Raw genomic sequence first — 12,617 nt, 5'->3', positions numbered from 1 at the left:
TTCGCACTCTCTCTTGGATTTATCTTCAGTTCAACTTTCTTAATCTCAGAAAGTGACGTTCAATATATTATAGATCGTCGATGTAGCCTAACGAGCGAAGTGCACGCTCATCATCAGCCCAGCCAGATTTAACCTTGACCCAAGTCTCTAGGTAAACCTTACGGCCGAATAGCTCTTCCATATCGATACGCGCTTCACGACCAATCGTTTTGATCTTCTCGCCCGCTTTACCAATCACCATTTTCTTCTGGCCTGTACGCTCAACAAGAATCAGTGCATTGATGTGGAAGCCATCGTTATCTGGGTTGTAATCGAAACGTTCGATTTCAACCGTTACCGAGTAAGGTAGCTCGTCACCCGTAAAGCGCATCAGCTTTTCACGGATAATTTCAGAGGCCATAAAACGTTGCGAGCGATCAGTCACGTATTCTTCAGGGAAGTGGTGTGTCGCTTTAGGTAAATGTTCACGTACGTGCTTACGCAGTACATCAATATTTTTACCTTGCTTCGCTGAGATTGGCACTACATCAATGAAGTCCATCTTCTTAGAGACTTCCATCATGTGCTGCATCACGTTAGTACGGTCTTGAACGTTATCTACTTTGTTGATGCAAAGTACAACTGGGAAGTCAGTCTTCTTCAGTTTGTTCAGAACCATCTCATCGTCGTCAGTCCAGTGAGTACCATCGACAAGGAAGAATACTAGGTTTACATCACTCAATGAGCTGTTCGCCGCACGGTTCATCAAGCGGTTGATGGCACGCTTTTCTTCAATATGAAGTCCAGGAGTATCAACAAAGATCGCTTGGTAATCACCCTCAGTTTCAACGCCCATAATACGGTGACGTGTCGTCTGTGGTTTACGTGATGTAATAGAAATCTTCTGACCCAGAATATGGTTCAGAAGCGTCGACTTACCTACATTTGGGCGACCGACAATAGCGATGAAGCCACAGTGTTGGTTTTCCGGTAGGCCTGTTTTTTTGCTATCAGATGAAAAGAATGCATCGATATCGAAATCTTGGTTGTTATCAGACATTGCTTAGTTGCTCTAATGCTGTTTCAGCAGCCGCTTGTTCTGCCTTGCGGCGGCTAGTGCCTTTACCGATAACAGGTTTATCCACACCTGCCACTTCACACTCAACCGTAAACTCTTGGTTGTGTGCTTCACCTTTAATATTAGTCACTGTGTAGACAGGTAGAGGATTTCTTCGACCTTGCAAAAACTCTTGTAGGCGAGTTTTCGGATCTTTTTGAGATACTCCAGGCTGAATAGCATCTAGGCGAGATTGGTACCAGCTTAAAATAATGCCGCGAACCGTCTCGGTATCACTATCTAAATAGACAGCGCCGATGACCGCTTCAACCGCATCCGCTAGAATAGAATCACGACGGAAACCGCCACTCTTCAACTCACCTGGACCTAATTTTAAGTAATCTCCTAGTTCGAATTCACGACCTAGTTCTGCCAATGTATGACCACGTACTAATGTTGCGCGCATGCGGCTCATATCACCTTCGTTTACCTTAGGAAAACGGTGGTAAAGATCATCAGCGATAACAAAACTTAAAATTGAATCGCCCAGAAACTCAAGACGTTCGTTATGTTTACCTGCGGCGCTGCGGTGAGTCAGCGCCAAGTGGATAAGATCGGCATCATTAAACTGATAGCCAATCTTTCTCTCTAGTTTATCAATTGGAGAATTCATGCTCTCTCGATGTGTTATGTGATCGATTAATGAATCCCACCGATGCGATTAAAACGCACACCAGTAGGAATCCATGTTGGAAGTACACTGTCTGAACCGCGTTCGAATTCGAAGCTGATCCAAATAGCAACGGCCTTACCAACAAGGTTTGCTTCAGGGACAAAGCCCCAGTAACGGCTATCGGCACTGTTGTCACGGTTATCACCCATCACAAAGTACTGGCCTTCTGGAACGACCCATTCGTTAACACCATTGCGAGGCTGATATGCTTGCACACGATCGCGGCGCAATGGGTTAACTAAAATCTGGTGTTCTACGTCTCCAAGCTGTTCGTTCAGCTGAATCAGAGGCACACCATCTTGAATAAATTGGCTCTCTTCAACATTACTTAGTTTCACTGGTTCACAGCTACTTGTACCCTTCGCCTGAATGCAGATCTCTTTACGACTGCTGTAGCGAATGGTGTCACCTGGCATACCAACAACACGCTTGATGTAGTCGATGTTTGGCTGAGGTGGGTACTTAAATACGATTGAGTCACCGCGTTCTGGCTTGCCCGTTTCTACCAGTTGAGTGCGCCATACTGGGTCTTTTAGACCGTACGCGTACTTCTCTACCAAGATGAAGTCACCAACCAAAAGCGTTGGCATCATCGAGCCAGAAGGGATTTGAAACGGTTCATAAATAAATGAACGCAGAACCAAAACAAATGCAATTACCGGGAAAATGGACACACTGTTCTCAACCCACCAAGGTTGAGCCGTAACTTTTGCGCTAGTTTCAGCGTCTAGGCCATTCGATTGTGCTTCAACGTCAGCAAGCTTTTGCTGGCGCTTCTTCGCCCACACAAACTTTTCCAACGCCCATACAATGCCGGTCACTAGAGTTACGATCACTAAGATAAGCGAAAATGTATTAGCCATTGATATCCCTTAAATTTCATTTCTTTAAAAATAACGAAAGTGAAAGAGTATAACCCTTTCACTCTGCTTAATATTTCTAATCTGTATCAATCATGCTGACTAAATGCTGGGGAGATTACGCAGGAAAAATCGTTTAGTTCGAGGCGCAAAGTGCAGTGACTAGTGGGCCTAATTGCAATCTTTGCAACAAAGAAATAAACGATTTTAACCAGTAATGTTCAGCAGATAGTTAGTGCGATTGATACCTAGTCTTTGCCAACATGAAGGATTGCAAGGAAAGCTTCTTGAGGCAGTTCAACGTTACCGATCTGCTTCATACGCTTCTTACCTTCTTTTTGTTTCTTAAGAAGTTTCTTCTTACGACTGATATCACCACCGTAACATTTTGCGATTACGTTCTTACGCAGTTGTTTCACTGTAGAACGAGCAATGATGTGGTTACCAATCGCTGCTTGAATCGCGATATCGAACATCTGACGAGGGATGAATTCTTTCATCTTCTCTACCAGTAGACGACCACGAGACTGAGCAATATCTTTGTGCGTAATGATAGCTAGTGCATCAACTGTTTCGCCATTCAGCAGTACGTCTACACGTACCATGTTTGATGGCTCGTAACGTTGGAAGTTGTAATCCAATGATGCATAGCCGCGAGACGTTGACTTCAGACGGTCGAAGAAGTCTAGAACTACTTCTGCCATAGGAAGATCGTACGTCACAGCAACTTGGTTACCGTGGTAGACCATGTCTACTTGTACGCCACGCTTCTCAACACACAGTGTGATTACGTTACCTAGGTAATCCGAAGGTACCAGAATATTACAGCGTGCAATTGGCTCACGAATTTCTTCTAGGTCATTAACCGCTGGCAGTTTAGCCGGGCTATCAACGTAAAGAACCGTTTTATCTGTTTTTACAACTTCATACACTACTGTTGGAGCAGTTGTGATTAGGTCTAGGTCGTATTCACGCTCTAGACGCTCTTGGATGATCTCCATGTGAAGCATTCCTAAGAAGCCACAACGGAAACCAAAACCAAGTGCTGCTGAACTTTCTGGTTCAAAGAACAGTGATGCATCGTTCAGGCTTAATTTGCCTAACGCGTCACGGAAGTTTTCGTAGTCATCAGATGATACAGGGAATAGACCAGCGTATACCTGAGGCTTCACTTTTTGGAAACCAGGTAGACGTTCAGTGCTGCCGCCTTTTGCAAGCGTCAACGTATCACCAACCGGTGCACCTAGGATGTCTTTAATACCACAAACAACCCAACCTACTTCGCCAGTATTTAGCTCTGTAGTATCGATTTGCTTAGGCGTGAAGATACCTAGACGGTCAACACCCCATACTTGGTCTGTCGACATTACTTTGATCTTATCGTTCTTCTTCAGCTTACCGTTTTTGATACGAACCAAAGAAACTACGCCAAGGTAGTTATCGAACCAAGAGTCAATGATCAACGCTTGTAGAGGCGCTTCAGGATCACCTTCCGGTGGCGGGATTGCCGTCACGATGTTTTCTAGAACATCATCAACACCCAAACCTGTTTTCGCAGAACAGCGAGTCGCTTCCATCGCATCGATGCCAACGATCTCTTCGATTTCTTCAGCAACACGTTCTGGTTCAGCAGCTGGTAGGTCAATCTTGTTCAAGATTGGCACTACTTCCAGTTCCATTTCGATTGCTGTGTAACAGTTTGCTAGAGTTTGTGCTTCAACACCTTGGCCAGCATCCACTACAAGTAGTGCGCCTTCACAAGCCGCTAGAGAACGAGATACTTCGTAAGAGAAGTCTACGTGTCCAGGAGTGTCGATAAAGTTAAGTTGGTAAGTTTCACCATCTTTAGCTTTGTAATCTAAAGTCACACTCTGCGCTTTAATTGTAATACCACGCTCGCGTTCTATATCCATAGAATCGAGGACTTGAGCTGCCATCTCACGTTCACTTAATCCTCCACAAACTTGGATTAAGCGGTCAGAAAGGGTCGACTTACCGTGGTCGATGTGGGCGATAATCGAAAAATTACGAATGTGCTTCATAGGCTTGGTGTGACTAAACTCTTTGAATAGGGATAATAAGAAAGCCGCGACGCGTCCAATCTACAGTCAGCATTGGTGGCGGCATTTCAATCAAGTTGGCAGATTCTACCCAATTTAAGGGCAAGAAGCATCATAAATTAGACGAGAGACTCACCTAGGATTCGAATCAAGACGACTACTTGCTTGGATTTGTCTTCCATGGGTTTGGCTAACCGCTTCGCTAAGGCAATCCCACCAGCAGTAAACAGTGCTGCACTTAAGATAACAATGCCCTCGCCCCCCTGGAGTAAGGGTTGTAACAAGAGTTGCCCAAAACCAGCACCAATCATCAACATGAAAAGTGGGATGAGATAAACAATCGCCGCCGACTGAAGTAGGCTTTTTTCTGGAAAGCCAATTTCTACGATTTGTCCAGCTTTGACTAAGCTTTTGGTTTTAAGCTGCCAAAACAAAGATTTATTGCCAACAGCCTTGGTCACAATACCCGTACCGCAGTTTTTTTGAGAAGAACAGCTGCTACAACTGGTTTGTTGTTCGCAGCTCAATTGAACAAAGTATTGCTTACCTTTTTGTTCAACCGAGCTAACGGTCGCCAGCGCGGTCATCATTGCGCTTGTACCGATTTATTAAATGTAACTGACTGAGCAATACGTTTTGCAGTTGCCGGCGGAATGTCACCAACCACAGAGATCTCTTTATCGCCATTCACTAAGCTGTGCAAGGTTCTACGCCCTTGACGCACCAGCTGCCCTTTCAATGAATGCTCATCTTTTTCCGCGATATAAACCGAAAAGTTAAACAGTCCATCACTGAAAAGCTGACTTTCAACCATTTTATCGGTCGCAGCCATTTGATAGCGGCTAAGCTCTTTTGATTTAAACCCTTCAGGAATCCACGACGCTTGCCAGTTAGTTTCACTCACTAAGCCTTCCGGTAATGATAAAACTTTCGGCAATTGAGCTTGGCTCAAGCCACCCATAGCCTCAGCAATCTTATCGTTCACCACGTAAGAGATAGTGCGGTACTGTTCAAGCACTTCGCCATCACGATCCAAAAGGTCGGCACGCAAAGGAAGATTCGTTTTTTCGTCTACCCAAACCACGTAAGAGTAGCGAAGGCCATCTTTCGGCACGACACGCAGCACTTGAGTGGTGCTACCTGCTTCACGAGAGCGACCAACTTTCACAAAGTCGTAGTACTGATTCAGAGATTCGATATCTCGATTAATCATCGGAATAACAGGCGCAACCATGCTGCCTGACTGAATCGTAAATGGCTCTGTACCCGGCTCGATGTAGCTAACTTCGTTGCCACGTCGAATGACTTCACGAACAGGGCCGCTTAGATAAACAAGGTGTGCAAGTTGTTGGTCGTCGTTAACCGCATGGCGATAAACAAGAGGCTCAATACTGCTCTTCTTTATCAAAATGTAGGAGAGTTCGTAATTTAGATGCTGACTGGCCTCGTTCATTTGATGCAACAAGGCCTTTGCAGTGGTTTCCTCTGCAAAGGCTGTTGGAGACATCAAGCTGAACAGTGTCAGTGCACTGACCAGGATTTTCTTCATTCAATGTCCGATTCTAGATGTGCATCTTGCATTGGCGATGCATCACTGTTTAATCTTAGCTGCAGCTCATAATCTTCTAACAATGCATGAACGCGTTTGCGCTGCTCTTGCAAGTTAGCTTCAGATGCTGGTTTCTCAACAGAGTCACGCGTTAAACTTACTGGTTCCGCAGAACCGGCAAATGGAATCGTCTGGAGTACAGGCAACTGCTCTGGTGCTGCAGGGTCGCTACCACCATATTGTTGAACACCTAATACAACGGCTAATGAAACACACGCTGCCACGGCAACTTGTCCAAACTGTTGTAACCACGCCGGAAGCTGACGCTTCGCTTGCTGAGGTTTAGGTTGCTCTTCAATTGGAGCAACAGTAGGTTCAACATTCACTTGGTGCAGGTTCGACATTGAACCATATGCAGGCTCGTTCTCAAGCGCTGCCGCTACACTATTAGCAATGTTCCACTCTGGAGTTTCTGGCGAATCCCCACGCATAACATCACCAATTAAATGGTAACTCTGCCAAGTATCCATGCTTTCTTGATCAGATTCTAGATCTACAATGAGAGCTTTATCGATCGTTTCACCATCCATGAGTGCCGAAAGCTTTTCTTTATCAGCCATTATTTTCACCATAATTATTACAAGTTCTAGCGTTGCAAAAGAGGTTTGATTTTCTTTTCCACCGCTTCACGAGCTCGGAAAATACGCGAACGTACGGTTCCTACAGGGCAATCCATTACTTCTGCAATCTCTTCGTAGCTCAAACCTTCGAGCTCTCGCAACGTCATTGCAGTTTTTAAGTCTTCTGGTAGCGCTTCAATCGCTCCAAAAACAACTTGTTTCAATTCTTTAGACAGCGTTAAGTTCTCAGGGTTCGATATTTCTTTTAACGCGCTGCCTGTTTCGTAATATTCTGCATCTTCTGCATCTACATCGGTTGCTGGCGGCCTACGGCTTTGGGCAACGATATGATTTTTAGCGGTGTTCACGGCAATTCGGTATAACCATGTATAGAAGGCACTCTCGCCACGAAAGTTAGGTATCGCGCGGTAAGCTTTAATAAAAGCTTCTTGTGCTACATCAGGTACATCACCGGAATTATTCACGTATCGAGAGATAAGATTACAAACTTTGTTTTGATACTTAACCACTAGTAAGTTAAATGCCTGCTTATCTCCACTCTGAACTCGCTCAATCAACACTTGATCGGTTAGCTGCTCGTTCATTCGAGCGGGTACTCCTATTGTTATAACCCTCACCTTCACAGATATGGGTACTAATTATGCGAAATGTAGTATTGACACCACCGTCTACAAGAGCACTATTGTGACTAAGCCAAATACCGAAAGTTCCAACTTTCTTAAAATTATTTGCCATTATTGTTTCACAATGTGATGTAATAAAAATAGCTATCCCTATCAATTTGGGGAAACTTGAGCAAAAGCAATGGTATTGAGCAATTAAATATTTCTAGATAGCTGTCTATATATTGATTTTGCATAGCGTTTAAGGATGACTCTGGAGAGATTATAACAGTCTTAGCCAAACTCCTAAAACAAGACAAAGTCAATTGAGAGTGGACAACTCGACTATAGCCCGGGATTTAATAAGTTTTATGAACGCAAACCGTGAACATCAGTGTGATGTATTAGTGGTAGGAAGTGGTGCGGCAGGCTTGTCATTAGCCTTACGCGTAGCAGAACATGCAAAAGTAATTGTATTAAGCAAAGGACCACGCAGCGAAGGATCGACGTATTACGCACAAGGTGGTATCGCCGCGGTGTTCGATGAGTCGGACAGTATTGAGTCTCATGTAGAGGATACTCAAATCGCTGGGGCTGGGTTATGCGAAGAAGATACAGTTCAATTCATTGCTGAAAATGCGAAAGAGTGTGTGCAATGGCTGATTGATGGTGGTGTTCCATTTGATAAAGATGAGAACAGCACAGAAGGCCAACCAAAATATCACCTCACTCGTGAGGGTGGCCACAGTCACCGCAGAATTCTGCACGCTGCCGATGCAACTGGCATGGCGATGCAAACCTCACTACAAGATAACGTCAACAACCACCCAAATATCGAGATCTTCGAGCGCCACAATGCGCTAGATTTGATCACGGAAGATAAGATTGGTGGTTCAAAAGACAAGGTGATCGGTGCCTACATTTGGAACCGTAACCAAGAACATGTTGAAACCGTGCGCGCTAAGTTTGTTGTATTAGCAACAGGCGGCGCTTCAAAGGTTTACCAATACACCTCTAACCCAGATGTTTCTTCAGGTGATGGTATTGCTATCGCTTGGCGTGCGGGTTGTCGTGTGGCAAACCTTGAGTTCAACCAGTTCCACCCAACTTGTTTATTCCACCCAGAAGCGCGTAACTTCCTACTAACGGAAGCACTGCGTGGTGAAGGTGCTTACTTGCGTCGTCCAGATGGTTCTCGCTTTATGAAGGACTTCGATGAGCGCGGTGAACTGGCGCCACGTGATGTGGTTGCTCGTGCAATTGACTTCGAAATGAAGCGCTTGGGTGCCGACTGTATGTATGTTGATATCAGCCACAAGCCTGAAGAATTCATCACAGCGCACTTCCCGATGATCCATACTCGCTTGATGGACTTGGGCATCGACATGACCAAAGAGCCGATCCCTATCGTACCAGCCGCTCACTACACGTGTGGTGGTGTCATGGTGAATAAGCAGGGTCAAACCGACCTAACGAACTTGTATGCGATTGGCGAAGTGAGCTACACCGGCTTACACGGTGCAAACCGAATGGCTTCTAACTCACTGCTTGAGTGTGTGGTTTACGCATGGGCAGCAGCAAAAGATATCGTTGAGAACATCGACCAATCTCAACTGTGCGCTGAACTGCCAGCATGGGATGAAAGCCAGGTCACCAACAGTGATGAAGAAGTTATCATTCAACACAACTGGCACGAACTGCGCCTATTCATGTGGGATTACATGGGCATTGTTCGAACGGATAAACGACTAGAGCGAGCATTGCGTCGCATTCAGATGCTGCAACAAGAAACTCATGAGTACTACAGCTACTTCAAGGTTTCGAATAACCTATTAGAACTGCGTAACTTGCTACAAGTGGCAGAACTAATGGTTCGTTGTGCAATGCAACGTAAAGAGAGCCGCGGCCTCCACTACACGTTGGATTACCCTGAACTTGCAGAAGACAGTGGCCCAACGATTCTGACGCCAGAGAAACGCCAATCATAATAATTGGTTAAACGTGCTTAGCGAATTAGCCGTCAGCGGAAAATGATTAAACGAAAGGGAGCCGAGTGCTCCCTTTTCTTTTGTCTAACGCTTTCTTTTATCTAATACTTTCTTTCATCGAATAGTTTGGCTTCTCTAGCGCGCTCGTTGTAAGTTCGCCAGAAAATGGCGATATTCTCGCTCGCAACAGCTGTCCCGCCAAAGCAGTACCGAGTGCCCACATTCAAACTGCAATTTAACGAAGAACTGCGCCCAGATCTTATCAACGGACTTGAGTCGGTAAGTTCGGTCATTGAGTCGAATATCACCATCCTCTCTGTAATCAAAACGCCCATAGACACTATTTAAAATCACATGATTGTTTCTGAACAAGCGGATCATTAAAGCCAAGCAATAAAGGCTGACAACAAGTGGAATAGAAGACAGGACGATGAAAAACAAAAGGCACCCGAAAACAGTGCCCTTTGCGAATAATGCGGAATATGAAGGGTTAAGTTGGAGCTTAACGAACCTTGCTGAGGTTGTGTGCGACAATTTTATCAACCATTGATGCATGGCCTAGGTTTTCACTGCGTCCGTGTCCCATCACCCAAGTAAACAAATCTGGGTCATCACACTCTAATAGAGAAACAAACTCGCGCTGTTCCTGCTCTTGCAATGAATCAAAACACTCTTCGAAAAATGGCATGATGACTACATCAAGTTCTAACATGCCGCGACGGCAACCCCATTTAATTCGTGCTTTCTGCTCTGCAGTGTACATTGGCTATCCTCACCTATAATTTTTCTTTCTCGGAGTGTAACAAGTCATACGCCCTGTAACTACTATGTGAGTCACAGTCCCTATCTAAGCTCACAAAAAAACCTAGGCTGACAAAGAAACAGAACCGGATTAACATAGAGCCAAATAAAATTCTTAGGAAAGATAAAATGGATTGGAAAAACACATTTCAGCCACTCGCTCACACGCAAAATGAATCGCTTCCAGAACTGATGATGACACACGTGTCAGACTGGAGTGCAATTACCATGATAGGCGATGACAAAAAGTCGTACCTACAGGGTCAAGTAACGTGCGATGTCGTCACTCTTCCTAATGATGAATCCACATTAGGCGCGCACTGTGATGCAAAAGGAAAGGTATGGAGTATCTTTCGTTTGTTCCACCACAACGGTGGCTACGCACTCATGCAACCTAAATCAGCGATTGAAGTCGAGCTCGTTGAAATCAAGAAGTACGCGGTGTTCTCTAAGGTCGATATCGAGCAAACGTCTGACGTTGTTATCGGTGTGATGGGTTCGTCAGCTAATCAATACATTGATTCTATTTCAGAAAGCCAAGGTAATGTGCGTGCTATCTCTGGTGGTACAGCGGTTCAAGTTGCAGATAACCGCTGGGCTCTACTTGTGACAGAAGAAGCCGCTGAAGCCTTGGTATCAAACAGCGCTGCGGAGAAAGTATCAGAAACACTTTGGCAATATCATGAAATTCTTGATGCTCAGCCTAACCTATCGAAAGCAGAGCAAAACGAGCACATCCCTCAAGCGCTTAACCTGCAAGCGATTGGCGGTATCAGCTTTTCAAAAGGCTGTTACACAGGTCAAGAAACGGTTGCTCGTGCTAAGTACCGTGGCATGAACAAGCGTGAGATGCGCATTGTGTCGGGCACAACTGCGGACGTGCTGTCGTTAGAAAACCCTATTGAACTGGAACGTAGTGTGGGTGAGAACTGGCGTGGCGCAGGCCGACTATTAAACGTCTATCAATTTGCTGATAACCGAGCGATTGGTTTGATGGTACTGCCAAACAACCTTGATGACGATGTTCAGCTGCGACTGACCGCGCAGCCTGATCAAACATGGAATATCCTGCCACTGCCGTACAGCCTTGACGACGAGTAACCACGTGGAAACGCAGATTACACAATGGCTGGATCAACAGCAGGTGAATTATCGCCTGCTGATGCAAAGCAAGCCAACCACCAGCATTGAAGAAACTGCACAAGAGCGAGGCATCGACGCCTCTCAAATGGTGAAGTGCATCCTGCTCAAGGATATGGGCAACCAGTATGCGTTAGCCTGTACTGCTGGCGATCGCTCTGTCGACCCCAAGAAAGTACGCTCGGTACTGAATTGCCGTCGAATGACCTGCGTGTCGCTCGCTGATGTTGAAGCGATCACCGGTTTTAAAGTGGGTTGTGTTGGTCCGCTCGCTCTCAAGAGACACATGCCGATCATTTTTGATCCTTCCATTCAAAACAACTCGACCGTAACCATTAGCTCCGGCGACCGAATGGCTGGCGTTGCGCTGGATCTCAATGATCTTATGGCGCTATGTGCACCGACCGTCGCGGACATCAGTCGATGATCGTTTAGATCATGCTTCGCAAACTTCATTTTAATATTTCATTGAGTACATTTTTAGTGTGAACCTCGTCATAAGAAGAACACACCATTAATAAATAGTTACTCAAAATAAAAGCATAAGTAGTCACAAAGTTAAATTTGCGTTATTGTAAATTTACTGACTAGCTATTAAGCAAATCAGTGCAAGTGAATCCACTGAGTAACATCAGTATCCACTTTTGTGTAATGCATCTGTGACTATTCGCCCGTTTTAGACGGGCTTTTTTTTGTCCGAAATTTACAATTTGATTACACAAACAAAAAAATCCCGCCTATTCTTATACTTGTAACATTATCACTGCTTAATACTGAACAGAAAAGTTCACGGCAGTTCACTACTCAGTATTATTTTGGGGAGGAGCTCACGTAAAAATAGATATTTACTGAAGAAAGTGCTTAGAACAGCACAAATATCTAATTAACGTCAACGCTACTGCATATAACTCCATGCTTATCACAATTATTATCTCGGAGTTTTTCTATAATATGCAGGCTAGGTAAATATAAGGATAATTAAGAATGAGACTGTTTAAGCGCTATACACCGAGTATGATTGCTAAACATGTAAGTCGACTTTTCAAAGGACGAATCTACATTTACGGCGTAGGAAAATTTGAGTTTGATAACGGTAAGCTAGTGCTACCAGACCGAGCAGAAAAACGTCACTTTCAAACAGTGAAAGAAATAAATAGTGAAATCATGAAACTGCGCTGCGCGTACGCATGACCTGATTATCTACAGA

The 12,617-nt window shown here is 44.8% G+C and carries 14 protein-coding genes; 4 read left to right on the top strand and 10 right to left on the bottom strand.

Going from position 1 to position 12,617, the window contains the following annotated elements:
- Positions 1-67 precede the first annotated feature (67 nt).
- From era to rpoE, 8 genes are all read right to left on the bottom strand, one after another.
- The gene (gene era, locus AB6E30_RS11590) at positions 68-1,039 is read right to left on the bottom strand and encodes a GTPase Era (RefSeq protein WP_017059042.1); all 972 of its coding nucleotides are present in this window, start codon (positions 1,037-1,039) and stop codon (positions 68-70) included.
- The gene (rnc, locus tag AB6E30_RS11585; RefSeq protein ID WP_017066012.1) at positions 1,032-1,709 is read right to left on the bottom strand and encodes a ribonuclease III; all 678 of its coding nucleotides are present in this window, start codon (positions 1,707-1,709) and stop codon (positions 1,032-1,034) included. The genes era and rnc overlap by 8 nt, the downstream gene beginning before the upstream one ends.
- A 26-nt stretch (positions 1,710-1,735) precedes the next feature.
- Positions 1,736-2,632, bottom strand: coding sequence for a signal peptidase I (lepB, locus tag AB6E30_RS11580; RefSeq protein ID WP_017068697.1), 897 nt, complete (start codon positions 2,630-2,632; stop codon positions 1,736-1,738).
- Positions 2,633-2,877: 245 nt separating this feature from the next.
- On the bottom strand, positions 2,878-4,671 hold the full coding sequence (gene lepA / locus AB6E30_RS11575) for a translation elongation factor 4 (protein WP_017059045.1): 1,794 nt from the start codon (positions 4,669-4,671) through the stop codon (positions 2,878-2,880).
- 137 nt (positions 4,672-4,808) lie between these two features.
- Positions 4,809-5,279 (bottom strand): SoxR reducing system RseC family protein, encoded by a 471-nt coding sequence (locus AB6E30_RS11570; protein WP_372103664.1) that lies wholly within the window; start codon positions 5,277-5,279, stop codon positions 4,809-4,811.
- The gene (gene rseB, locus AB6E30_RS11565) at positions 5,276-6,238 is read right to left on the bottom strand and encodes a sigma-E factor regulatory protein RseB (protein WP_372103661.1); all 963 of its coding nucleotides are present in this window, start codon (positions 6,236-6,238) and stop codon (positions 5,276-5,278) included. The genes AB6E30_RS11570 and rseB overlap by 4 nt, the downstream gene beginning before the upstream one ends.
- Positions 6,235-6,858: a sigma-E factor negative regulatory protein gene (locus tag AB6E30_RS11560; RefSeq protein ID WP_171732419.1), complete on the bottom strand. Its 624-nt coding sequence runs from the start codon at positions 6,856-6,858 to the stop codon at positions 6,235-6,237. The genes rseB and AB6E30_RS11560 overlap by 4 nt, the downstream gene beginning before the upstream one ends.
- A gap of 26 nt (positions 6,859-6,884) precedes the next feature.
- Positions 6,885-7,463 (bottom strand): RNA polymerase sigma factor RpoE, encoded by a 579-nt coding sequence (gene rpoE / locus AB6E30_RS11555; RefSeq protein ID WP_008223963.1) that lies wholly within the window; start codon positions 7,461-7,463, stop codon positions 6,885-6,887.
- Between the two features lie 389 nt (positions 7,464-7,852).
- On the opposite strand from rpoE, the gene nadB reads away from it, so the two are divergent.
- Positions 7,853-9,469 carry an L-aspartate oxidase gene (gene nadB / locus AB6E30_RS11550; protein WP_017059049.1) on the top strand — a complete coding sequence of 539 codons (1,617 nt, stop codon included), beginning with the start codon at positions 7,853-7,855 and terminating at the stop codon, positions 9,467-9,469.
- Between the two features lie 135 nt (positions 9,470-9,604).
- On the opposite strand, the gene AB6E30_RS11545 is transcribed toward nadB, so the two are convergent.
- Entirely contained in the window at positions 9,605-10,024 is a 420-nt protein-coding gene (locus AB6E30_RS11545; RefSeq protein WP_372103658.1) for a protein YgfX, read from the bottom strand.
- Positions 9,972-10,232 (bottom strand): succinate dehydrogenase assembly factor 2, encoded by a 261-nt coding sequence (locus AB6E30_RS11540; RefSeq protein ID WP_004735374.1) that lies wholly within the window; start codon positions 10,230-10,232, stop codon positions 9,972-9,974. Before AB6E30_RS11540 ends, AB6E30_RS11545 begins: the two co-directional genes overlap by 53 nt.
- A 167-nt stretch (positions 10,233-10,399) precedes the next feature.
- Here AB6E30_RS11540 and ygfZ point away from each other — a divergent pair, with 167 nt between their 5' ends.
- From ygfZ to AB6E30_RS11525, 3 genes are all read left to right on the top strand, one after another.
- Positions 10,400-11,371: a tRNA-modifying protein YgfZ gene (gene ygfZ, locus AB6E30_RS11535; protein ID WP_017068701.1), complete on the top strand. Its 972-nt coding sequence runs from the start codon at positions 10,400-10,402 to the stop codon at positions 11,369-11,371.
- 4 nt (positions 11,372-11,375) lie between these two features.
- A complete protein-coding gene (locus tag AB6E30_RS11530; protein ID WP_029235114.1) occupies positions 11,376-11,837 on the top strand; it encodes an aminoacyl-tRNA deacylase in 462 nt (153 codons plus the stop codon).
- 557 nt (positions 11,838-12,394) lie between these two features.
- Positions 12,395-12,601 carry a DUF1107 domain-containing protein gene (locus AB6E30_RS11525; protein WP_009847660.1) on the top strand — a complete coding sequence of 69 codons (207 nt, stop codon included), beginning with the start codon at positions 12,395-12,397 and terminating at the stop codon, positions 12,599-12,601.
- Positions 12,602-12,617 lie beyond the last annotated feature (16 nt).

The sequence above is a fragment of the Vibrio sp. 10N.247.311.12 genome, from assembly GCF_041467515.1.
In the GTDB taxonomy this organism is placed as follows: Bacteria; Pseudomonadota; Gammaproteobacteria; order Enterobacterales; family Vibrionaceae; genus Vibrio; species Vibrio crassostreae_C.
Note: the sequence above shows the minus strand (reverse complement) of the source record. Positions and strands in the feature narration are given on the sequence as shown.